At 69.4% G+C, this 23,497-nt stretch carries 18 protein-coding genes; 15 read left to right on the forward strand and 3 right to left on the reverse strand.

Annotated features, from left to right (window positions below):
* Positions 1-55: 55 nt before the first annotated feature.
* On the reverse strand, positions 56-1,051 hold the full coding sequence (locus ACF1CT_RS23920; RefSeq protein ID WP_391785958.1) for an ATP-binding protein: 996 nt from the start codon (positions 1,049-1,051) through the stop codon (positions 56-58).
* Positions 1,052-1,153: 102 nt separating this feature from the next.
* Here ACF1CT_RS23920 and ACF1CT_RS23925 point away from each other — a divergent pair, with 102 nt between their 5' ends.
* A complete protein-coding gene (locus ACF1CT_RS23925; protein ID WP_391785959.1) occupies positions 1,154-1,978 on the forward strand; it encodes an oxidoreductase in 825 nt (274 codons plus the stop codon).
* A gap of 644 nt (positions 1,979-2,622) precedes the next feature.
* Here ACF1CT_RS23925 and ACF1CT_RS23930 read toward each other — a convergent pair.
* A complete protein-coding gene (locus ACF1CT_RS23930) occupies positions 2,623-3,462 on the reverse strand; it encodes an HAD family hydrolase (protein ID WP_391785960.1) in 840 nt (279 codons plus the stop codon).
* 565 nt (positions 3,463-4,027) lie between these two features.
* On the opposite strand from ACF1CT_RS23930, the gene ssd reads away from it, so the two are divergent.
* From ssd to ACF1CT_RS23965, 7 genes are all read left to right on the forward strand, one after another.
* Positions 4,028-5,089: a septum site-determining protein Ssd gene (gene ssd, locus ACF1CT_RS23935; protein ID WP_391786071.1), complete on the forward strand. Its 1,062-nt coding sequence runs from the start codon at positions 4,028-4,030 to the stop codon at positions 5,087-5,089.
* Complete coding sequence (locus tag ACF1CT_RS23940; protein ID WP_391785961.1) at positions 5,086-6,234, forward strand: TadA family conjugal transfer-associated ATPase; 1,149 nt, start codon at positions 5,086-5,088, stop codon at positions 6,232-6,234. Before ssd ends, ACF1CT_RS23940 begins: the two co-directional genes overlap by 4 nt.
* 11 nt (positions 6,235-6,245) lie before the next feature.
* Complete coding sequence (locus tag ACF1CT_RS23945) at positions 6,246-7,115, forward strand: type II secretion system F family protein (protein WP_391785962.1); 870 nt, start codon at positions 6,246-6,248, stop codon at positions 7,113-7,115.
* Entirely contained in the window at positions 7,112-7,936 is an 825-nt protein-coding gene (locus ACF1CT_RS23950; RefSeq protein ID WP_391785963.1) for a type II secretion system F family protein, read from the forward strand. The genes ACF1CT_RS23945 and ACF1CT_RS23950 overlap by 4 nt, the downstream gene beginning before the upstream one ends.
* A 195-nt stretch (positions 7,937-8,131) precedes the next feature.
* Positions 8,132-8,332 carry a DUF4244 domain-containing protein gene (locus ACF1CT_RS23955; RefSeq protein ID WP_391785964.1) on the forward strand — a complete coding sequence of 67 codons (201 nt, stop codon included), beginning with the start codon at positions 8,132-8,134 and terminating at the stop codon, positions 8,330-8,332.
* On the forward strand, positions 8,319-8,693 hold the full coding sequence (locus tag ACF1CT_RS23960) for a TadE family type IV pilus minor pilin (protein WP_391785965.1): 375 nt from the start codon (positions 8,319-8,321) through the stop codon (positions 8,691-8,693). The genes ACF1CT_RS23955 and ACF1CT_RS23960 overlap by 14 nt, the downstream gene beginning before the upstream one ends.
* 191 nt (positions 8,694-8,884) lie before the next feature.
* The gene (locus ACF1CT_RS23965; RefSeq protein WP_391785966.1) at positions 8,885-9,211 is read left to right on the forward strand and encodes an Rv3654c family TadE-like protein; all 327 of its coding nucleotides are present in this window, start codon (positions 8,885-8,887) and stop codon (positions 9,209-9,211) included.
* On the opposite strand, the gene ACF1CT_RS23970 is transcribed toward ACF1CT_RS23965, so the two are convergent.
* Positions 9,147-11,744, reverse strand: a complete 2,598-nt coding sequence (locus tag ACF1CT_RS23970; RefSeq protein ID WP_391785967.1) for a DEAD/DEAH box helicase — start codon at positions 11,742-11,744, stop codon at positions 9,147-9,149. The genes ACF1CT_RS23965 and ACF1CT_RS23970 overlap by 65 nt on opposite strands.
* A 78-nt stretch (positions 11,745-11,822) precedes the next feature.
* On the opposite strand from ACF1CT_RS23970, the gene ACF1CT_RS23975 reads away from it, so the two are divergent.
* From ACF1CT_RS23975 to topA, 7 genes are all read left to right on the forward strand, one after another.
* Positions 11,823-12,176: an STAS domain-containing protein gene (locus ACF1CT_RS23975; RefSeq protein WP_003967428.1), complete on the forward strand. Its 354-nt coding sequence runs from the start codon at positions 11,823-11,825 to the stop codon at positions 12,174-12,176.
* Positions 12,177-13,125: 949 nt separating this feature from the next.
* Positions 13,126-13,599 (forward strand): ATP-binding protein, encoded by a 474-nt coding sequence (locus ACF1CT_RS23980; RefSeq protein WP_391785968.1) that lies wholly within the window; start codon positions 13,126-13,128, stop codon positions 13,597-13,599.
* Positions 13,600-14,013: 414 nt separating this feature from the next.
* Positions 14,014-16,506 carry a sodium-translocating pyrophosphatase gene (locus ACF1CT_RS23985; RefSeq protein ID WP_391785969.1) on the forward strand — a complete coding sequence of 831 codons (2,493 nt, stop codon included), beginning with the start codon at positions 14,014-14,016 and terminating at the stop codon, positions 16,504-16,506.
* A 361-nt stretch (positions 16,507-16,867) separates the two neighbouring features.
* Entirely contained in the window at positions 16,868-17,491 is a 624-nt protein-coding gene (locus tag ACF1CT_RS23990) for a small secreted protein (RefSeq protein ID WP_391785970.1), read from the forward strand.
* 183 nt (positions 17,492-17,674) lie between these two features.
* Complete coding sequence (locus ACF1CT_RS23995; protein WP_391785971.1) at positions 17,675-19,192, forward strand: methyltransferase; 1,518 nt, start codon at positions 17,675-17,677, stop codon at positions 19,190-19,192.
* A 481-nt stretch (positions 19,193-19,673) separates the two neighbouring features.
* Positions 19,674-19,871 carry a hypothetical protein gene (locus tag ACF1CT_RS24000; protein ID WP_391785972.1) on the forward strand — a complete coding sequence of 66 codons (198 nt, stop codon included), beginning with the start codon at positions 19,674-19,676 and terminating at the stop codon, positions 19,869-19,871.
* A gap of 405 nt (positions 19,872-20,276) precedes the next feature.
* A complete protein-coding gene (gene topA / locus ACF1CT_RS24005; RefSeq protein WP_391785973.1) occupies positions 20,277-23,189 on the forward strand; it encodes a type I DNA topoisomerase in 2,913 nt (970 codons plus the stop codon).
* The last annotated feature ends 308 nt before the right edge of the window (positions 23,190-23,497 follow it).

The following is a 23,497-nucleotide window of genomic DNA, read 5'->3' on the forward strand; positions in this document are numbered from 1 at the left end:
CGGCACAGCCACTTCCCGCGGGCCGTGGGCTCTTCCCGGCCGGGGCGTCGTTCGGTCAGGCGGGCTGCACCGCACTGTCCCGCGCGTACCGTTCATCGAGTACGAAGGCGGGATCGACCTGAGCTGCCAGGTCGGCACCCGTCTTCTCGTTGCCCCAGCTCTCCGCGTTCTTCAGATGGAAGTGCACCATCTGCCGGGTGTATCGCTCCCAGTCGCGCTGCTCGTACGAGTCATCCGCGGCGTCCTGCAGTGCCTGCAAAGCCATCCGGTTGTCCGCCTCCAACTGCTCGAAGCGGTCCGGCCGGCCCTTTTCCATGGCCCGGACCCAATCGGAGTGGCCGACACTGACCAGCAGGTCATCACCCACTTCGGCCCGCAGGAAGTCCAGGTCGTCCTTGCCCTGCACCTTGTTGCCGACGACCTTCAGCGCGACCCCGTAGTCCCGGGCGTACTCCTTGTACTGGCGGTAGACCGAGACGCCCTTGCGGGTCGGCTCGGCAACCAGGAACGTCATGTCGAAACGAGTGAACATCCCCGAGGCGAACGAGTCGGAACCGGCTGTCATGTCAACGACGACATAATCGTCGTTCCCGTCGACGAGATGGTTGAGACACAGCTCGACCGCGCCGACCTTTGAGTGGTAGCAGGCCACCCCCAGGTCCGACTCGGTGAACGGCCCGGTGGCCATCAACCGGATCCGCCCGTCGTCGAGGTCGATCGTGCGGGCGCAAGCGTCGTAGACGGGGTTGTCCTCACGGATCCGCAGCAGCCGTGATCCCTCGCCGGGCGGTGTTGTCTTGATCATTGTCTCGGCGGAGGCGATGCGGGGATTACTGCCACGCAGATAGTCCTTGATCAGGGAGAGCTGGGCCCCCATGGCAGGCAGGGCTGCGGCCTCACGGTCGTCGAGGCCGAGTGCTGCCCCGAGATGCTGGTTGATGTCGGCGTCCACCGCGACGACATGGGCTTCATTGGCTGCGAGGTGGCGGATGAAGAGCGAGGACAGCGTGGTCTTGCCGCTGCCGCCCTTGCCCACGAAAGCGATCTTCATGTTCACCTAGGGTAGTGCCATGATTGCGGTATGCGTTCACGCTTCGTGAAGAACACCACTCCTGGGTGGTATTGGCGGAGTGGGCGCGTAGCCTCGCTACTTATGAGTACGACTGGTCCCGATCCGCTCGCAGCCCTGGGCACTCTGCCGGGAGTCGCCGAGGCGGTGGACTCCGTGCGCAAGGCCGTGGACCGGGTCTACGGCCACCGCATCATGCGACGTCGCAGTAACGAGGTCACCGCGGAAGCGGCGCTGCGGGGTGCCCGCGGTTCGGCGGCGCTGTCCGGTGCTGACTGGAGTCTGGAGGAAGTGCGTCGACGCAGCGATTTCAGCGGTGACGAGGAGGCGCAGGTGCTGGGAGCGGCCCTGAGGCTTACCGCCGAGGCGGGGCAACTCCTCTCCATCTGGAGGCAGTCGCCGGTGCGGGTGCTTGCCAGGTTGCATCTCGTCGCGGCCGGGGGTGCGGAGCCGGAAGGCTCCGTCGGTCGGCCGCGTCTGGCGGGTGAGCGCGTTGACGAGCCGCTGATCGAAGCGCCGCTGCCCGGTGCCGACGAGGTGGCCGGACGGCTGGACGGGCTTTCCGGACTGATCCTTGCCGGTACTGCCGCGCCCGCGCTGGTGGTGGCGGCGGTGGTGCACGGCGAACTGCTGGCCCTGCGTCCTTTCTGCTCGCACAACGGCCTCGTCGCCCGGACCGCAGAACGGATCGTGCTGATCGGGAGTGGGCTCGACCCCAAGTCGATCTGTCCCGCCGAGGTCGGGCACGCCGAGCAGGGGCGGGCGGCGTACCTTGCGGCGTTCGAAGGGTATCTGTCGGGTGCGCCGGACGGGATGACGGCTTGGATCGCGCATTGCGGGCGGTCCGTGGAGCTGGGCGTCAGGGAATCCACTGCGGTCTGCGAGGCGCTTCAGCGCGGCGCTGCGTGATGTGTCGAGGGCCGGGGCGTCGAGGTATCGGGCGTCGGAGTGTCGGGCAACGTGACGAGGTGATGTGTGGTCGTCGTGCTCTGCCGAGCCCGAGGTGACCGCGTCACTACCCGGCTGTGATTCGCCGCCCGGCTTCGGCGTGTGGCGCTGCGCTGCCCGGCAAACGGTTTGCACCTGAAATGGGTTGCGGCGGTACCGACCTCGGTACCGCCGCTGGCATGTCTACCCAGTTACCATGCGTCCTCGATATATGCCCATCAGGTCGGGTGCTTCGCCCGTTCCCTGGTGCGGCTGGCCCGTAATCGACGGGTCGACGTCGCGTGGGTGCTCGGTTTTCATGCTCGGTCCGTGGGGCCTTCTGCGTGTTACAGGTAATCCTTTCGGATGTCCTTGGTCTCGCGGGCCGTTGAGTCCTTTGTACTCCAGAGCCCGGTTGAGCGGTAGTGGCGGCTGCACATCTTTACTTTTAGGTTCAATTAAGAGCGAGTTGGTCATATCGCTTCAATCGGCGAAAATTGCCGATTGAAGCGTGAGAGGGGCAGGCTCTCGGTCCGGCTGTTCGGATGTTCGCCACGCATTGCGGACTGGCTGCGGCGGGTCGGGCGGCGCGGTGGAAAAGTGTGAGGGCGCCGCCCGGCCCGCAGTCAGGCGGGGGTGGTGACGGTGCGGCGGCGTGAGGTGTACCAGACCAGACCTGCCGCGACGGCGGCTGCCCCTACTGCGGCGGCCGCCACCAGCGCCGGACGCGGTGGCATGGAGAACGTGGGAAGTCGTTGTTTGAGGCGGACCGGACGGTCAAAGACGAGAATCGGCCATTCGCGAAGGGTTGCTTCGCGCCTGAGGGCGCGGTCCGGATTCACCGCGTGGGGGTGTCCGACCGATTCAAGCATCGGCACATCGGTCACGGAGTCGCTGTAGGCGTAGCAGCGCGAGAGGTCGTAGCCTTCCGACACCGCGAGCGACTTGATCGCTTCGGCCTTCGTCGGTCCGTAGGCGTAATACTCCACCTCGCCGGTGAAGCAGCCGTCTTCGCCCACGACCATGCGAGTGGCGACGACTCGGTCTGCGCCGAGCAGTTCGCCGATCGGTTCGACGACCTCGGCGCCCGATGTGGAGACGATCACCACGTCGCGTCCGGCGGTGTGGTGTTCCTCGATGAGCGTTGCCGCCTCGTCGTAGATGATCGGGTCGATCAGGTCATGCAGGGTCTCTGCGACGATTTCCTTCACTTGCCGGACGTTCCAGCCCTTGCATAGGGCGGAGAGATATTCCCGCATCCGTTCCATCTGGTCGTGATCTGCACCTCCGGCAAGGAACACGAACTGTGCGTACGCGGTGCGCAGTACGGCGCGGCGGTTGATCAGCCCGCCATGGTAGAAGGACTTGCTGAAGGTCAGTGTCGAAGACTTCGCAATGACCGTCTTGTCCAGGTCGAAGAAGGCTGCCGTGCGCGGCAAGAAGCGGTTTTCCACATGGCAGAGCATAGGGGCCCACCATTCGGCGTAAACTCCGGCGCGTGGGTTTGCCTGAGAAGGCTCTCGGGTACACCATGGAAGTCACGGATCGTTCGCGACCGTGCTAACCCGGTCCGGCTCCTCCCCCCCCCCGAGTCGGCCGTGGGGACGACCCCCGCTCTCCCCCCCGGCGGGGGTCGTCGCATGTCCGGACACATTTCCTCTGTTCGGAACCAGGCATTCCGCCTCCACTCGCTCGCATCGGCCGACTGCCGTCCCGCCGGTCATCATCCTGACTCGTCACCGTGAGTAACGGAAGCGCTGCTCTCCGGAAGTCGCCGGTATGGGTGACGGAGTTATTCACAGCGGCACGGTCGTCCACAGTTTTTGAGCAAGATCCACACGCTTTCCGGAAGTGCCGCACGGTGATTCCAGCCGTGAAGTCCGCGGGTTGCGGAATCGCTGATCCCGGAACGTTCCGAGATCGTTGCGAACCGCGAGGAACGTGTAGTGAAAGGGGGCGGAGATCGTGGCTGAATCCAACGCGCGGGATCGTCTGCCGGCCGCCGGAGCACGACAGGGCGGTCCACTGATCGTGACCGAGGACGTGGAACTCCTCGACGATCTCCTGCGGCTGTGCGCGGCCGCAGGAGCAGAACCGGAAGTTCATCATTCGCTGCCGGAGCATCGGGGAAGCTGGGAGCGGGCTCCGATGATCCTCGTGGGCGACGATGCCGCACGGAGGTGCCGTGGGGCGGTGCGCAGGCGCGGAGTGATGCTCGTCGGGCGGGAGCAGGACGCCCCGGATGTCTGGCGCCGTGCCGTGGAGATCGGAGCCGAATATGTGCTGAGGCTGCCCGATTCGGAGGGCTGGCTCGTCGACCAGATCGCCAACGCGGTGGAAGGCGTCGGCGAGCCGGCGCTCACCGTCGGGGTGATCGGCGGACGGGGCGGATCCGGAGCGTCCACACTGGCCTGCGCCTTGGCGGTGACCGCTGCCGGTGCGGGGCGACGGGCCGTGCTGATCGACGGCGACCCGCTCGGGGGCGGCATCGATGTGCTGCTCGGCGGCGAACGCGTCGAAGGTTTGAGGTGGCCTGATTTTGCCCATTCCAAAGGGCGGGTCGGTGGCTGTGCGCTGGAGGAGTCACTCCCCGCGTTGCACGGGCTACGAGTGCTCAGCTGGGGCCGTGACGACTGTGTGACCATCCCCCCGGAGGCGATGCGGGCGGTGTTGGCCGCCGCGCGGCGACTCGGTGGGGTGGTGGTCGTCGATCTGCCGCGACGGGTCGACGATGCCGCGGCAGAGGTGCTCGCCCAGCTGGACCTGGGACTGCTGGTGGTTCCCGGGGAGCTTCGCGCGGTGGCGGCGGCGAAGCGGGTGGCCTCGACGGCCGGGATGCTTCTGGACGACCTGCGCGTGGTGGCCCGCGGTCCGTACGCGGCGGGTCTCGACGCGCGGTGGGTGGCACAGGCACTGCGGCTGCCGCTCGCCGGTGAACTTCCCTTCGACACAGGGCTGCTGCAGGGCCAGCAGGACGGAGCCCCTCCCGGAGGGAGTGCGCGTGGCCCGTTGGCCAGGTTCTGCGCGGCGTTCTGGGAACGGGCGGCGACCTCGCGGGATGTGACCGGGCGCGGCATCGGGGGTGCGGCATGACCGAGACACTGCTCGACGCCGTCCGACAACAGTTGGCGCGGAGTGGTGCGGCGCCGACCCCGGCCGGGGTGGCAGCCGCGCTGAGGGCTCAGGGGCGGTTGCTCGGCGACGCCGAAGTACTGGTCGTGACTGATGAGTTGCGCGGTGAACTTGTCGGCACCGGGGTGCTGGAGCCGCTGCTCGCCGACCCGGCGGTGACGGATGTGCTGGTGTCCGCTCCCGACCGGGTGTGGGTGGACCGAGGAGGAGGGCTCGAACTCACCGGGGTGACCTTTCCGGACGCGGCAGCGGTGCGCAGACTGGCGCAGCGGTTGGCGGCCGTGGCGGGAAGGCGGCTGGACGACGCCCGGCCCTGGGTGGACGCGCGCTTGCCGGACGGAACCCGCATGCACGCGGTGCTGCCGCCGGTGTCCGTCGGGTCGACGTGTCTGTCACTTCGGGTGGTGCGTCCCAGGGCTTTCTCGCTGACGGAGTTGGTTGCGGCGGGGACCGTGCCGCCGGGCGGCGACCGGTTGCTGAGAGCACTGGTGGAGGCCCGGGTCTCGTATGTGATCAGCGGGGGGACCGGGGCCGGGAAGACGACCCTCCTGTCGAGTCTGCTGGGCGCGGTGGGACCGCGGGAACGCATCGTGCTCGCCGAGGATTCGGCGGAGCTGAGGCCGGATCACCCGCATGTGGTGCGTCTGGAAACCCGACCTGCCAATCAGGAAGGGGCGGGACGGGTGTCCCTCCGCGATCTGGTGCGGCAGGCACTGCGCATGCGGCCCGATCGACTGGTGGTCGGAGAGGTGCGGGGTGCAGAGGTCACGGAACTGCTGGCGGCGCTGAACACCGGACATGAAGGCGGTTGCGGAACGGTTCACGCCAATGCCGCCGAGCACGTCCCGGCCCGTCTTGAGGCGCTGGGAACGGCGGCGGGGCTGGACAGAGCGGCGCTGCACAGTCAGTTGGCGGCTGCATTGTCGGCAGTGGTTCACCTCGTACGGGACAGCGCCGGGCAGCGGCGAATCTCCGAGGTGCAGGTCCTGGACCGGGACGCGGCCGGGCTGGTGGTGACCGTGCCGGCGCTGCGCTGGGACGCCGACGGATTTGTTCCGGAGCGGGGTTGGGGACGGCTGCGGTCACTGATCGGGGGCGCGCTGTGAATGGAGCCGCGATGCCGGGGCCGGTGCTGGGCACCATCTGCGGAGTGCTCCTCTGCTCCGTGATCGCCGTTCGATCGGTGGTGGTGCGCAGCCGGGGGCGGCACAGAGCACGGGGGATGTTCGTCGACGGTGCGGTGCCCTCTTCGCTGAGTCTGTGCCGGGAGCGAATGGGCGGGTGGCTTCGCAAGGGGATGCGGGAAAAGCCGGAGTGGTTGTGCCTCCCGGTGGCGCTGGCCGTTGCCGTTCTGGGCCGGTCCGTGCTTCCTCTGCCAGCGGGGGTGGTGGCGGTTCCACTGGTGCGGCGGTGGCTGCGACGACGTGCTTCGAGGCGGGTGCGGGAGATCGGGGCCGACAGCGTGGTGACGTTGTGCGGCGCGGTGGTGGGTGAGCTGAGGGCAGGTCGCGAGCCGGGGCGGGCGTTGCTTCTCGCGGTGCGCGGGACAGAAGCGATGCGGGCGGCGGAGAAGGCGGGCGTGTCCGCTGCGGCCCGGTTCGGCGGGGACGTGCCGGAGGCGCTCCGACAGGCGTCTCGGGTGCCGGGCCTGGACGGGCTCGCCGGAGTGGCGGCGTGCTGGCGGGTGGCTGTGGACGGAGGCGCTGGGCTTGCGGCGGGGCTGGACCGGCTGGAGGGCGCGCTGAGGGCGGAACGACGCAGACGGGAGGAGCTGCGGGCCCAACTGGCCGGCGCTTGGTCGACGGTGACCGTGTTGGCTTTGCTGCCGGTACTGGGGTTGGGGCTGGGGGCGGCGCTCGGGGCCGAACCACTGCAGGTGCTGTTCCACACTCCGGCCGGGCTGGCCTGTCTGGTGGTGGGCGGGGTGCTGGAGACGGCGGGCCTCTGCTGGGCCGGGCGGATCGTTCGGGCCGGGGAGGCGGTATGAACGGGATCACCCGCGCGGCCGCCCACGGGGCGACCGGGGTGTGGGCCGCCATGGATGTGACCATGTGCCTGAGTCCGGTCTTTCTGAGCCTCGTCCTTCTGGGCCTTGCCCTGGTGGAGCGGCGACGGATGTGTGCGGAGCGGCGCCGAGGCGCGGCGCTGTTCGCGATCGGCAAGGAGAAGCGCCGACGCGGAAGGACACTGCCCGATGTCCGGGTGAAGAACTGGATCGCACCGGTGGGCGTCGCGGCCCTGGGCGCGGTACTGATCGGCGGTCTGCCGGGATGTGCGGCCGGTCTGGGAGGAGCGTACGGAATCCGGCGTTGGCAACGGAAACGCGAAGTCCGTGAACCGAGGCCGGACGCTGTCAGGACTGCGGAGATGGTGCGGCAACTCCCTCTGGCTGCAGATCTCCTGGCTGCCTGCATCTCCGCCGGTGCCGGGCCGTGGGAGGCGGCGGAGGCGGTGGGTGAGTCGCTGGGCGGACCGGTTGGCGCGCAACTGGCGCGGACGGCGGTGGAGATCCGGCTCGGCGGTGAACCTGCGGCGGCCTGGGGGAGGTTCGGCGAGATAGCCGGCGCGCACGCACTGTCCCGCTGCCTGGAACGGGCGGGATCGACCGGGGCTCCGGCGGCAGAGCCGGTGGCGCGGTTTGCCGAGGCATTGCGGGCCGAGCGGGCAAGCGCTGCCGCGGCGCGTGCCCAGCGAGCAGGTGTGTTGATCACCGCGCCGGTGGGGCTCTGTTTTCTTCCCGCCTTCCTGGCCGTCGGGGTGGCGCCGGTGGTGATCGGTCTGGGAACCGCCCTGCTGCACACCGGCTGACAGGACCAGCAGGGCCAGCAGGGCCAGCAGGATCAGCGGAGTCAGCAGAGCTGACGGAGCTGGCAGGGCTTACAGGGCCCGGTACGGAGATACGGCCTATGGGCTCGGATTCGGCAGGGAAAAAGATCAGCGACTCCCTGTTCGTGCACGTAACTATCCAATCAGCGCGAATCACATATTTACACGGGGGTTGAAATGGCACAGCGAATCGGTGACTGGGTGCGGCGAATGTCGCGCCGAGTCCGTTCCGACGACGGAATGACGACATCCGAATATGCGGTGGGAACGATCGCGGCCTGCGCGTTCGCGGCGGTGCTCTACAAGGTGGTCACCAGCCAGCCGGTCATGTCCGCGTTGCAGTCGTTGCTGAAGGACGCGCTCGATGCGAAGTTCTAGAAACGGCGGTGGCACGAGGGACAGGGGCGCGGTGACGGCGGAGGCGGCCATGGCCGTTCCGGTGCTGGTGGTGTTCGCCCTGTCGCTGGTCTGGGCGCTGATGGCTGCCTCTGCCCAGATCCGATGTGTGGACGCGGCCAGAGCCGGGGCGAGGGCGGCGGCACGCTCGGAACCGGAAGCGCAGGTTCTGGAGGTTGCCCGTTCGGCGGCTCCCGGCGGAGCCGATGTCGCGACGGAGCGGGTCGGCGAGCTGTGGCGTGTGAGGGTGGCGGCACCGACACCCGGCCTCGGCCCGCTGGCGCTGACGCTGCATGCGGAGGCGACGGCGCTGGCCGAGGACGCGGTGGGGGTGACGCCGTGACTGCGCTGAGTGAGGCACCCCGATGCCGATGCCGAGCCCCGATTTCGCGCCTCGCTCGTGCCTCGGACCTGGCCCGAGAACACGGATGGGCTCGGGTCCTGGGCCGGGGCCATGGGCGGTGGGTCCGTGGGCGGGCTCGGTTACCGGGCCGGGCGCGTCGCGATACGGGTTTGGCGACGGTGTGGGTGGCGATGACGACAGCAACGCTGTGCGTGGTCTTCGGCGTCGTGTTGGCGCTCGGGCAGGTGGTGGTCGCCAGACACCGGGCAGGTGGGGCGGCGGACCTCGCGGCCCTGGCGGCGGCCGACCGGGCTCTGAGCGGGCCGGAGCAGGCGTGCGGCACGGCCGAGAAGGTGGCCGCGGCGCAGGGGGCCGTGGTGGTGCGGTGCGTGGTGCGTGGGGAGATCGCCGACGTCACGGCCCGCGTGAGCCTCGGGCCGTACGAGCCGACGGTCAGGGCTCGGGCCGGTCCTCCGGTGGCTTCTTCCGGCCCTCGGACGGCCTCTCCGGGGCCCTAGCCTCTGCTTCTGCCGCGTCCGCTACGACCGTCTCCGCCGGTCCCGGCTTCTCCGGCTTCTCCGGCTTCTCCGGCTCCTTCGGAACCGACGGGGCGGATCGGAGGAGTTCGCCGAGAAGGCGTACGGCACCTCGCTTGTGCAGCGGATCGTTGCCGTTGCCGCACTTGGGGGACTGGATGCAGGACGGGCAGCCCGCTTCGCATTCACAGGACGCGATGGCCTCGCGGGTCGCGGTCAGCCAGGACCGGGCGGTGTGGAAGGCACGTTCGGCGAAGCCGGCACCCCCTGGATGCCCGTCGTACACGAAGACCGTGGGCAGCAAAGTGTCCGGGTGGAGTGGCACGGACACACCACCGATGTCCCATCGGTCGCACGTGGCGAACAACGGCAGCATCCCGATGGAGGCGTGCTCCGCGGCGTGCAGGGCGCCACCCAGGATCTCCGGGTTGACGCGTGCGGCGTCGAGTTGGTCCTGCGTGACCGTCCACCACACCGCGCGTGTGCGCAGGGTACGGGGCGGCAGATCGAGCTTGGTCTCGCCGAGGACCTCGCCGGTGATCAGTTTGCGACGGAGGAAGGAGACGACCTGGTTGGTGACCTCCACGGAGCCATAGCACAGTCGACCGTCCCCCCAGGGGACCTCGGTGTCGGTCTCCAGGACGGTGATGGCGGTGGTGTCGCGGGCGGTCGTCGAGTACGGCGGTGTCGCTTCCTCGACCAGGGCCACCGAGTCCTCCAGGTCCAGTTTTCGCACCAGATAGGTGCGGCCCTGGTGGAGGTGGACGGCACCTTCGTGCACGGAGGTGTGTGCGGCGGCTTCGTCGACTGTGCCCAGCAGTCGGCCGGTGCCCTCCTCGACGACCTGGACGGGACGGCCTCCCTCTCCTCGGATGTCGGTGAGGTCGGCGGCGCGCTCGCGGCGGGTCCAGTGCCAGCCCGACGCCCGTTTGCGCAACAGTTTGGCCGCCTCCAGTTGCGGGAGCAGGTCGGCTGTTGCCGGGCCGAAGAGTTCCAGGTCCGGTTCGGTCAGCGGGAGCTCCGCAGCCGCGGCGCACAGGTGTGGGGCGAGGACGTACGGGTTGTCCGGATCGAGCACCGTCGACTCCACGGGCTGCTGGAACAGCGCCTCGGGGTGGTGCACGAGGAAGGTGTCCAGGGGGTCGTCACGGGCCACCAGGACGGCCAGGGCGCCTTGACCGGAGCGTCCGGCGCGGCCCGCCTGCTGCCACAGCGACGCCCTGGTGCCCGGGTACCCGGCCATGACGACGGCGTCGAGCCCGGAGATGTCGATGCCGAGTTCCAGGGCGGTGGTGGTGGCCAGGCCGAGGAGCCGGCCGGAGTGCAGAGCGCGTTCCAGGGCCCGGCGTTCCTCGGGGAGATAGCCCCCTCGGTAGGCAGCGATCCGGCCGGGGAGGGAGTGGTCCACCTCGGCGAGGCGCTCCTTGGCGATGACGGAGATCAGTTCGGCACCGCGGCGGGAGCGTACGAAGGCGACGGAGCGGACGCCCTGGACGGTCAGGTCGGTGAGGAGGTCGGCGGTTTCGGCGATGGCGGTACGGCGTACGGGTGCCCCCTTTTCGCCGTGCAGTTCGGTCAGCGGCGGCTCCCACAGGGCGAAGACCATCTCTCCACGGGGCGAGGAGTCGTCGGCGACCTCCTGGACGGGGAGCCCGGTGAGGCGGCGCGCCGCGACAGCCGGTTCGGCGGCCGTGGCCGAGGCGAGCAGGAAGACCGGATCCGCTCCGTAGCGGGCGCACACGCGGCGCAGCCGCCGTACGACCTGGGCGACGTGGGAGCCGAAGACGCCCCGGTAGGTGTGGCACTCGTCGATGACGACGTAGCGCAGGGCACGCAGGAAGGAGGACCAGCGGGGGTGGGACGGGAGTATCCCGCGGTGCAGCATGTCGGGATTGGTCAGGACGTGGTTGGCGTACTGGCGCACCCATTCGCGTTCCTCGACGGGGGTGTCGCCGTCGTACACCGCGGGTCTGATGGCGTTCCCGAGGGGCGCGGCGAGTTCCTTCACGGCGCGCCTCTGGTCGGCGGCCAGAGCCTTCGTGGGGGCGAGATACAGCGTGGTGGCGCCTCGGCCGTTCGGGGCCTCGGAGCCGTCGAGCAGGGTGGTGAGCACCGGGGCCAGATAGGCGAGCGACTTTCCGGACGCCGTGCCGGTGGCGATGACCACGGATTGGCCGTCCAGGGCGTGCTCGGCGGCCACGGCCTGGTGCACCCAGGGGTGATCGATTCCGGCTGCCCGGATCGCGGCGATCACTTCCGGCCGGATGCGATCGGGCCAGATGGCATGGGTTCCCGCACGCGGGGGCAAGTGCTCCGTATGAGTGATGCGCGCGGACCGGCCCGCCGCTGCGGCGAGTCGGTCGAGGACCATGGCGGGAGGGGGGCCGGAGTCCCTGTTCCCGGGTGGTCGACTGGGGCGGTGTTTCTTGGCCATCGGCACCGAGTGTGTCACTGGCGTGACGGACAATGGTCCCAAGGCGTCGTGCATGGCTGCTGGTAAGTGATTGAATGCCATCGCGGCTGGCGATCCGTCCCCCGGCTCCGCCGGGGAGACCGAGGGGCGACCGCTCGATAGCAAGGTGCTGGAGGATCCGTGGACCTGTCCTTGTCGACTCGCAATGTGTCCGGCCCTGGTGGCGACCGTACGGTCGTCGAGGTCGGTGGCGAGATTGATGTGTATACCGCGCCCAAGCTGCGCGAGCAGTTGGTCGAGTTGGTGAATGACGGCAGCTACCACCTGGTTGTCGACATGGAAGGCGTCGACTTCCTCGACTCCACCGGTCTCGGCGTGCTCGTGGGTGGCCTGAAGCGCGTCCGGGCCCATGAGGGCTCGCTGCGTCTCGTCTGCAATCAGGAGCGCATTCTCAAGATCTTCCGGATCACCGGTCTGACCAAGGTGTTCCCGATCCACACCACGGTCGACGAGGCGGTTGCGGCCACCGACTGAGGCCGCGGCCGTCGCCCGGCCCATCGGGTTCGCACGCGATGCGCCGGGGTCTGTATCCCGGTGCCTCGGTGCCCGCATCCGACCCGGAACCGGCGTCCGGATCCGGTCGATGACCGGTCCGGGGCACGGTCCGCGTACCGGCAGGCCGCCGGGCGGCCTGTGTCAGACGGATGTGGCCGTTGGAAGCCTGCCGTCGGTCGTCTGCCGTTCGGCCGTCTGCCGATGGACGGACGGCGGGTGGCGGACGTTCGGCCGGGCGTCCGTGGTCGGGCCGTCGGCTGTGGTCGGGGAACCGAGCGGTCGGGTGCCTCGACAGGGCCGGAGCCCGGGACCGGGCCGGAAAGCTGTTGGTCCGGGCTGTTGCGTACCAACTGAAGTACTGGGTGAAGTACCGGGTGCAGTAACGGGTGAAGTGCCGGCCGGGTATTCGGTGGGTGTTTGCCCGGCAGTCGTTCGGTCTGTTGTTCGATGTCTGGTTGTGCGGGCAGTCGGATGTGTGTACGTCGGACTGCTTCTCGGCAGGGCATCGGCCGAAGCGTCGGTCAGCACATTGGCCGGGGTGTCAGTCAGGACATCGGCCGAGGTGCCGGTCGGGGCCTCGGGGCGGGCGGCGCACAGCAGTGGTGTCGGTCGCCCGGGGTGGACGGCCGGACCGGCCGACCGACGTATTCGCCGGTTCCGGACGGACAACCGGAGTCGGGCGAAGAGCCGGACCGGACGGCCGGACGGACAGCCGCTGGAAGAAGGTTCGGTGAACGTTCGGCGGGCCGGGTATCGGCCTACTACCGGGCATAGGCCGGAGGACCGCCGGAAGAACACCGGAAGAGTGCTGGGAGGAAGCCGGGTGACGGTCGGAGTGAAGACCGGAGGAACACCGGAAGTAGAGCCGGGGCGACGGGCAGCGTGCTCGGGTCCTCGGGATGCACGTCCGTACGTCTGAGGGGATCACATGGCCACCGTTGAACTCCGCTTCAGTGCCCAGCCCGAACACGTCAGGACGGCGCGCCTCGTCGCAGCCGCCGTCGCGCGCCGGGCAGGCGTCGATGAAGCCGTGCTCGACGAAGTCCGGCTCGCCGTCGGCGAAGCCTGCAGTCGTGCGGTCGGGCTGCACCGGAGCCATGGCATTACCGCTCCCGTCTCCGTTGCCCTGACCGAGGAGGAGAAGTCGTTCTCCATCGAGGTCGGGGACAAGCTGCCCGGATCGGGCGCCGAACCCGTTCCCGGCGGAGCGGCCGCGACACGCGGTGCCGCGTCCGGTGCGGGCCTCGACGAGCCGGAGCCAGAGCCCGGTGCCGACGGTGAGGACGAGATGGGGCTCGCGGTCATCAGCGGTCTCGTCGACGATGTGGAAGTCAGATCGGGCGTCAACGGCGGAGTGATCCGGATGACCTGGCCGAAGTCGCCCGTGACCGTGCTTCCCTGAGGCTCGCGGATGCGGCGGATGCCGTGGATATGACGTGGATGCCGTGGACGTGATGGATGCCGCCGCAGGCGGCATCGGCGTCCGGGGCGTTCGGGCGGTGGCCCGTCCGCGCAGGTCCGTCTGCCCGGGGCCGTTCGGGTGCTGTGCCGGATCATTTTCTGTATTCGTCTTTTGAGGCCCTGCTCAGCAGGGCCTTTTTCTTTACGCGGGGGCGGCGATCTGCTTCTTTCCGCGGAGGTCGGCGATCCGCGGATGGCCTGCCTGCCTCCTTACTGCATTCGGAGTGATCTGCGGGTCGATCTCTCGGCTGTCCGGTCATGCGGGCCAATTGCGTCTGCGGACTGCTGCTTTGATCGGCTTGCGTTGCCCGTACATCCCGTCCACGTCCTGAGTGCTGAGCGTTGAGGAGGACGTATGGCGGAGTTCTTCGGTGTCCCCGTTCCGGGACCGGCGCAAGAAACCGCACTCTCCGCCCTCATGGCCCGGCCCGAGACTCTCGCGGCCGCGACACTCACCGAGGCCAATCGCGTCATCGTGATCGGTGTCGCGGTTGTCGCCGTCGCCGCGCTGGTCGTCGCCCGGTTGCTGGCGCGGCAGGTGCTGGCGGCCGGTGAGGGGACCGACCGTATGAAGGAAATCGCGGCCGCCGTCCAGGAAGGCGCACACGCGTATCTGGCCCGTCAGCTGCGCACCGTCGGTGTCTTTGCCGCGCTGGTCTTCTGCCTGCTTCTGCTGCTTCCGGCCGACGACTGGGCGCAGCGTGCGGGCCGCTCGTTGTTCTTTCTGGTGGGCGCGCTCTTCTCGGCCGCCACCGGGTACATCGGAATGCGCCTCGCCGTGCGCAGCAATGTTCGTGTGGCCGCCGCTGCACGAGAGGCGACGCCGGAAGAGGGCGAACCGGAGAAAGATCTCACCGCTGTTTCGCACCAAGCGATGAGAATCGCCTTTCGTACGGGTGGCGTGGTCGGCATGATCACCGTGGGGCTCGGTCTGCTCGGTGCCTCCTGCGTCGTGCTCGTCTATTCCGCCGACGCGCCGAAGGTGCTGGAGGGCTTCGGCCTCGGCGCCGCGTTGATTGCCATGTTCATGCGTGTCGGCGGCGGTATCTTCACCAAGGCCGCGGATGTCGGTGCCGACCTCGTCGGAAAGGTCGAGCAGGGAATTCCGGAGGACGATCCGCGTAACGCCGCGACCATCGCCGACAATGTCGGCGACAACGTCGGCGACTGCGCGGGCATGGCGGCCGACCTCTTCGAGTCGTACGCCGTGACACTCGTGGCCGCGCTGATCCTGGGCGAGGCCGCCTTCGGTGATCTCGGCCTGGCCCTCCCGTTGATCATTCCGGCGGTCGGCGTGGTCGCGGCGATGGTCGGCATCTTCGCCGTGTCGCCGAGGCGTGCCGACCGCAGCGGAATGACGGCGATCAACCGGGGCTTCTTCGTCTCCGCCGTGATCTCGCTGGTGCTGGTGGCCGTGAGCGTCTTCGTCCGCCTTCCTTCCTCGTACGCGGACCTGGGCGGGGTCACCGACCGTGCCATCACCTCGCACGGCGGCGACCCGCGGATCTTCGTTCTGGTCGCCGTCGCGATCGGCATCGTGCTGGCCGCCCTGATCCAGCAGCTGACCGGCTACTTCACCGGGACGAACCGGCGCCCGGTCACGGACATCGGCAAGTCCTCCCTGACCGGCCCGGCCACTGTCGTACTCGCCGGTGTGTCCCTCGGGATGGAGTCCGCCGTCTACACGGCGATGCTGATCGCTCTGAGCGTCTACGGGGCGTTCCTGCTCGGCGGCACATCGATCACGCTGGCGCTCTTCGCGGTGGCCCTGGCAGGTACCGGACTGCTCACGACCGTCGGTGTCATCGTGGCCATGGACACCTTCGGTCCGGTCTCCGACAACGCACAGGGAATCGCGGAGATGTCCGGTGACGTCACGGGTGCGGGTGCCCAGGTCCTCACCGATCTGGATGCCGTCGGCAACACCACGAAGGCCATCACCAAGGGCATCGCCATCGCCACCGCGGTCCTGGCGGCGTCGGCGCTCTTCGGTTCGTACCGCGACGCGATCGCCGGAGCTGTCGATGATGTGGGGGCCGGGGCAGGAACTGGGGCCGGTATCGGGACCGAGGTCGGGGCCGGGCCCGGGTCCGGGGGAATGACCCTCAGCCTGGATATCTCGCAGCCCAACAACCTGGTGGGCCTGATGCTCGGTGCGGCGGTCGTCTTCCTCTTCGCCGGGCTGGCGATCAACGCGGTGTCCCGTTCGGCAGGCTCGGTGGTCCACGAGGTGAGGCGACAGTTCCGCGAGCACCCCGGAATCATGGACCGCGGTGAGAAGCCGGAGTACGGACGTGTCGTCGACATCTGTACCAAGGACGCCCTGCGCGAACTCGCCACGCCGGGCCTGCTCGCCGTCCTGGCACCGATCGCGGTCGGGTTCGCGCTCGGGGTCGGGCCGCTCGGCTCCTACCTCGCGGGCGCCATCGGCGCGGGCACGCTGATGGCCGTCTTCCTCGCCAACTCCGGCGGTGCGTGGGACAACGCAAAGAAGCTCGTCGAGGACGGCCGGTACGGCGGGAAGGGCAGCGAGGCCCATGCCGCGACCGTCATCGGTGACACGGTCGGTGACCCGTTCAAGGACACGGCGGGGCCGGCCATCAACCCTTTGCTCAAGGTGATGAACCTGGTCGCGCTGCTCATCGCCCCGGCGGTCGTGCGGTTCAGCTACGGGCAGGAAGCGAGCCCGGGCATCCGGGCAGGGGCGGCGGTGTTCGCCGTCGTCGTCATCGTCTGCGCGGTCCGTGTCTCCAAGCGGCGGGGGGTTGCCGTGGAGGACGGCGAGGGCCCGGGCGGCAGGAGCAGCGGCGGTGGGCCCGCCCGGCCGGGCCGGGCGACCGTTCCGTGAAGCGGTGGTCGGAGGTGCCGGCCGGAGCCGGTGGTCGGAGTCGGTGGTCGGAGGTGAGGCTTGAGGAGGGCGGGGTGTGGCCGGGGTGGCGGGGCGGGGTTTCGACCGTGTGCGGCTGATCGGGTTTCATTTCCGGTCGTACGCCGTGCCGTCCGTGAGCCGCCGTTGCGGATACGTTCCTTCGGGTGCTTGCCGGATCAGGTGTTCCCTCACCTTGAGGGCCGTGCGGGTGAGTTGTATCTCCCTCATTTCCCTTGGTGCAAATGGCTGCAAAAGGCTATCCATCGGACGTCCGGCACCCGGATGGAGGGCGTCCGGCGTGTAAGTTCCGGGGCCGAGAGCCTTGGAAGGGACCGATCCGGTGAACAAGAAGTTTGCGGCCGCGCTGTCCGGCGGCGCGGTACTGGTATTGACGCTGTCGGGCTGCGGCGGCGACGACGACAACAGCGACAAGGTGAACGACTGGGCCAAGACGGTCTGCGACCAGGTTCAGCCCCAACTGCAGAAGATCGCGAACGCCAACGCCGCCATCCAGCAGCAGACCGCCGACAACAGCAAGCCCGTCGACGTCCAGAAGACCGACTCGACAGCCTTCCAGCAGATCTCGCAGGCGTACAAGGCGCTGGGCGCCGCTGTCGACTCGGCGGGCCCGCCGCCGGTGGACGACGGCGAGACCACGCAGAAGGAGGCCGTGAAGGAGCTCAACGCCTCGTCCACGGCGTACGCCAACCTCCAGACGAAGGTCGATGCCCTCGACACGAAGGACCAGGCGAAGTTCGCCGACGGCCTCAAGGGCATCGCGGACGAACTGAACAAGATCAGCACGAGTGGCGACAAGGCGCTGAAGAAGCTTCAGTCCGGTGAGGTCGGCACCGCGATGGCGAAGCAGAAGGGCTGCCAGAAGCCGACGGCCTCGGCGCCGCAGACCACGTCCCCCGAAACGACCGCCCCGTCGCAGCCCGCCTCGCCCAGCAAGAAGGCGTGACCGGGCGCCGGGGAAACAAGGTCGACGGGGGCGACGGGGGGGGCGACGAGAGCGACGGGGGAGGGGTGCGACGGGGGAAGCGCGCGTCGCACCGATCGGCGCGGCCCTTCGCGGTCCGGGCGCTGAGGCACCGGTGGGTACCGGGCCGCTGCCGTTGTCCGTGTGAGCGGACACAATGGTGAGGTGAGTACCACCAGCCTCCCCGTGCCCGACCGTTCACCCCGGCTCCGCGCAGCCCTGCTTGCCGCCGACTTCACCGCCGACGGGCTCCTCGACCTGCTCGGCGCGCCCGCCTACGCCGCGCTCGCACGCAGCGAGACGGTTCCGGCACTGCGGGCCACCCGGGGGGTGTCCCCGCTCGACACGCTGGTGCGGTTGTTCCTGTTGCAGCACCCCGTTCCGTACGAACGGGCCCGTGCCGCGCTCCCACTGGCGGAGTGCGTCGAGGACGGCTGGGTGATCCGTACCGGCGACGAGGTGCGGGCAGCGGTCGACGTACGACCGTACGGCGGGCCCGAGGGGCAGGACTGGTACATCGTCTCCGACCTCGGCTGCGCGGTCGGCGGCGCGGGCGGGATCGGCTCGCACGAGGAGGGCGTGGTGCTCGGTGTCGGCGGGGCGTCCACCACGCTCGCCGGGATCACCGTCCGCACGCCGGTCGCCTCCGCGCTCGACGTCGGCTCGGGCTCCGGTATCCAGGCGCTGCACGCCTCCCAGCACGCCACCCGGGTCACGGCCACCGACCTCAACCCCCGTGCGCTGGAGTTCACTCGACTGACACTCGCCCTGTCCGGGGCCCCCGAGGCGGAACTGCGACTGGGCTCCCTGTACGAGCCGGTCGGTACGGAGACGTACGACCTGATCGTCTCCAACCCGCCCTTCGTCATCTCGCCCGGCGCGCGTCTCACCTACCGTGACGGCGGTATGGGCGGCGACGACCTGTGCCGGACCCTGGTGCAGCAGTCCGGCGACCGGCTCAACGAGGGCGGATACGCCCACTTCCTGGCCAACTGGCAGCACGTGGAGGGCGAGGAATGGCAGAACCGGCTGAGTTCCTGGGTGCCGCACGGCTGCGACGCCTGGATCGTGCAGCGCGAGGTGCAGGACGTCACGCAGTACGTGGAGCTGTGGCTGCGCGACAGCGGTGACCACCGCACGGACCCCTCCGAGTACGCGACCCGGTACGACGCCTGGCTGGACGAGTTCGAGGCCCGTAGGACCAAGGGCGTCGGCTTCGGCTGGATCACCCTGAGAAAGTCCGCCGCGGCTGCCGCGGGGAAGCCGTCCATCGTGGTGGAGGAGTGGCCGCACGCGGTGGAACAGCCGCTCGGACCGGCCGTCCGGGCCCACTTCGCCCGCCAGGACTTCCTCCGGGAGCAGGACGACGCGGCGCTGCTGGCCGGGCGCTTCACACTGGCCGCCGAGGTCGTGCAGGAGCAGGTCGGGCTGCCGGGCGCCGAGGATCCCGAACATGTGGTGCTCCGTCAGAACCGTGGAATGCGGCGGGCGACGAAGGTCGACGCCGTCGGCGCGGGCTTCGCCGGTGTGTGCGACGGGACACTTCCCGCAGGCCGGATCCTTGACGCCATCGCCCAGTTGATGAACGAGGACCCGGTGCTGCTGCGCGACCGCACGCCGCAGGCGATCCGGTTGCTGGTGGAAGAGGGCTTTCTGGAGCCGGTGCCGCCGTCGGCCGTCTGACGGTGAAGCCGCGGTTCTGAAGTGTGAAAGAGGTGGAGCCGCGGTTCTGAAGTGCGAAGGGGGTGGAGCCGCGGTTCTGAAGTCCGAAGAGGGGTGGAGCCGCGGTCCTGAAGGGGGATGAAGCGGAGGCCCCGGCATCTGCCCGAGAGCGTGTGTCGGCATCTGTGCGGGGACGCGTGCCGGCCTCCGCCCGCGGGTGCCCGGCTGTCTTCTCCGAGACTTCCGATCGGAGTCCGTTCCGGTTCGGGGGCGTGCCCGCGTGCGTGAGGAGCACCCTGGCCATCAGCGGCTTCATGCGCGGCGCCACGTGATTCGCCGACGGCGCACACGTTCCGGTTGGGCCGATGGGTCACGTCGTGGCGCTGTGCGAATCCGGCCATTCACCCGGGGTTCGCGTCCGCGACGCCCCGGGGTGGCAGCCTCCCCCATGACCGGACGGGCACGGGCCCCGGCCGCGCAGGGATCAGGGAGGCGTACGGACATGGAGAGCGGACCCGCGGTCCTCGCAGGAACGGTGTTCGCGCTGTTCGGCGCCGCGCTGCTGCTGTGGACGGGGACACGTGTGCGGCATGGTGCGCCGGTGGCACATGGTGTGAGCCCCGTCGCTTCCGCCGCTGTCGCCACTGTGTTCGGCGTACTTTTTCTCGTCCTCGGTGTGTGGTGCTTCACCCGCATCTGATCCACTTCCGACCGGATCGTGCGGCCCGCCGGATGGTGCGGGTCCCGACTGGACGGCGCGGGCCCGCCGGGGCGTGCCGATTCCGGTGAGGAGCCTCGGGCCCGGCAGGTCAGGGCGGGAAACACGCCCGGAGCGCCCGCGTCCCGCGGCGGACACCCGCGGATGCCCGGGTCGCCGCCACACCGCGCGGGAAACCGGCAGGCGGCAGCCGTGCACATGGCGGACCGGGTACTCCGGGCGGCAGGAATGCCGGGAGTCGGGTTACCGTTCGAGTGGCCGTTGCGGGCTTTTGCCGTTTGACACGGGGGCGGGCTGTACCGTCACACTCCGCAGCGACAGCACCGTCGGCAGCGCCACACCGCTGCCCGGATGCCCACCGAGCGTCGACCGGAGAGAAGAGCGAAGTTGTCCCCGACCAGCGAGACCGCACAGGGCGGCCGCCGACTCGTCATCGTCGAGTCGCCTGCCAAGGCGAAGACGATCAAGGGCTACCTCGGCCCCGGATATGTCGTCGAGGCGAGCGTCGGGCACATCCGCGACCTGCCGAACGGGGCCGCCGAGGTCCCGGACGAGTACACCGGCGAGGTCCGTCGGCTCGGCGTCGACGTCGAGCACGACTTCCAGCCCGTATACGTCGTCAATGCGGACAAGAAAGCGCAGGTCAGGAAGCTCAAGCAGCTTCTTGCCGAGTCCGACGAACTCTTCCTCGCCACCGATGAGGACCGCGAGGGCGAAGCCATCGCGTGGCACCTGCAGGAAGTCCTGAAGCCCAAGGTCCCGGTCCACCGGATGGTCTTCCACGAGATCACCAAGGACGCGATCCGGGCCGCCGTCGCCAACCCGCGCGAGCTCAACCAGCGCATGGTCGACGCCCAGGAGACCCGCCGCATCCTCGACCGGCTCTACGGCTACGAGGTCTCGCCGGTCCTGTGGAAGAAGGTCATGCCGCGCCTGTCGGCCGGCCGTGTCCAGTCCGTGGCGACCCGCCTCGTCGTCGAGCGGGAGCGCGAGCGCATCGCCTTCCGCTCCGCCGAGTACTGGGATCTGACCGGAACGTTCTCCCCCGGAACCGGGGCGGGAGCCGGAACCGGCGCGAACGGGACGTTCGGTGGTGGCGGGCGGCGCGCGGACGCCTCCGACCCGTCGTCCTTCGCCGCGCGCCTCAGCACGGTCGACGGCCGCCGCGTCGCCCAGGGCCGCGATTTCGGCCCGGACGGCCGGCTCAAGTCCGGCTCCGGCCAGGTGCTGCACCTGGACGAGGCGAATGCCCGCGCCCTGGCCGCAGCCCTCGCCGACACCGCGTTCGCCGTGCGGTCGGTCGAGTCGAAGCCGTACCGGCGCTCCCCGTACGCCCCGTTCCGGACGACGACCCTCCAGCAGGAGGCGAGCCGGAAGCTGGGCTTCGGGGCCAAGGCCACCATGCAGGTCGCGCAGAAGCTGTACGAGAACGGCTTCATCACCTATATGCGTACCGACTCCACGACCCTCTCGGACACCGCGGTCGCCGCGGCCCGGGCCCAGGTCACGCAGTTGTACGGTGCCGACTACCTGCCGGACAGGCCGCGCACCTACGCCGGGAAGGTCAAGAACGCGCAGGAGGCGCACGAGGCGATCCGCCCCTCCGGCGACCGTTTCCGCACCCCCGCCGAGACCGGCCTCACCGGCGACCAGTTCCGGCTCTACGAACTGATCTGGAAGCGGACCGTCGCGTCCCAGATGAAGGACGCGGTCGGCAACTCCGTCACCGTCAAGATCGGAGGCCGGGCGAGCGACGGCCGGGACGCCGAGTTCTCCGCGTCCGGCAAGACGATCACCTTCCACGGCTTCATGAAGGCGTATGTCGAGGGCGCCGACGACCCCAACGCCGAGCTCGACGACCGTGAGCGTCGCCTGCCGCAGGTCACCGAGGGCGACGCGCTGTCCGCCGAGGAGATCTCGGTCGACGGACACGCCACCAAGCCGCCGGCCCGCTACACCGAGGCCTCGCTGGTCAAGGAGCTCGAAGAGCGCGAGATCGGCCGCCCGTCGACGTACGCCTCGATCATCGGCACGATCCTGGACCGCGGCTACGTCTTCAAGAAGGGCACGGCGCTCGTCCCGTCCTTCCTGTCGTTCGCCGTGGTCAACCTGCTGGAGAAGCACTTCGGCCGACTCGTCGACTACGACTTCACCGCGAAGATGGAGGACGACCTCGACCGCATCGCGCGGGGCGAGGCCCAGTCCGTTCCCTGGCTGAAGCGTTTCTACTTCGGCGCCGGTGACGGTGGCGACGTGGCCGGCGCGGGCGCGGCCTCGGACGCGGGCAACGGCGACGGCGACCACCTCGGCGGCCTGAAGGAACTCGTCACCGACCTCGGCGCGATCGACGCACGGGAGATCTCCTCGTTCCCCGTCGGCAACGACATCAAGCTGCGCGTCGGCCGGTACGGGCCGTACATCGAGCGCGGCGAGAAGGACGCCGAGGGACACCAGCGCGCGGACGTGCCGGAGGACCTGGCACCCGACGAGCTGTCCGTGGAGTACGCGGAGGAGTTGCTGGCCAAGCCGAGCGGTGACTTCGAGCTCGGCACGGACCCGGTCACCGGGCACCCGATCATCGCCAAGGACGGCCGCTACGGCCCGTACGTCACCGAGGTGCTGCCCGAGGGCACTCCGAAGACCGGCAAGAACGCGGTGAAGCCGCGGACGGCCTCGCTCTTCAAGTCCATGTCCCCGGACACGGTCACGCTGGCCGACGCGCTCAGGCTGATGTCGCTGCCGCGGGTCGTCGGCGAGGACGCCGAGGGTGTCGAGATCACCGCGCAGAACGGCCGCTACGGCCCGTACCTGAAGAAGGGCACGGACTCGCGTTCGCTCACCTCCGAGGAACAGCTCTTCGACATCACGCTCGAAGAGGCCCTCGCGATCTACGCCCAGCCCAAGCAGCGCGGCCGTGCCGCCGCCAAGCCGCCGCTGAAGGAACTGGGCACCGACCCGGTGAGCGGGGCACCGGTCGTGGTGAAGGACGGGCGCTTCGGTCCGTACGTCACCGACGGCGAGACCAACGCCACGCTGCGGACCGGCGACAGCGTCGAGACGATCACGCCGGAGCGCGGCTACGAGCTCCTCGCCGAGAAGCGCGCCAAGGGTCCCGCCAAGAAGAAGACGGCGAAGAAGGCACCGGCGAAGAAGGCAGCCGTGAAGAAGACGGCGGCCAAGAAGACGACCACCGCCAAGAAGGCCACCGCAACGAAGAAGACGGCGGCGAAGAAGGCGACCACCGCCAAGAAGACGACGGCCGCAGCGACGAAGACGTCCGCTGCTTCCACGGAGAGCTGAACGCGACAGCGCGGACATCTCGGTTCGTTCGCACGGACGGCATGGTCCGTGCACGCGCCCCGGTCAGCTCGTGCGGATGCCTCGGTTCGTGCGGATGCCTCGGTTCGGTGCGTACGGACGTCTCGGTCCGTTCGCGTGGACGAACCGGTCAGTATGGGCGTCCCGGCCCGTATGGGCGGTCCCGGTCCGTTCGTGCGGTCGTCGGTTCGCGCGGATGACGCCGCATGTGCGGTTGGCCGGGCCCGTGCGGATGGCTACGTCCGTGTGATCGGCCGGGTTCGTGCGGTGCCGGACGGTGGCCCGAATGT

This window comes from Streptomyces sp. NPDC014734, from assembly GCF_043083325.1.
Lineage (GTDB): Bacteria > Actinomycetota > Actinomycetes > Streptomycetales > Streptomycetaceae > Streptomyces.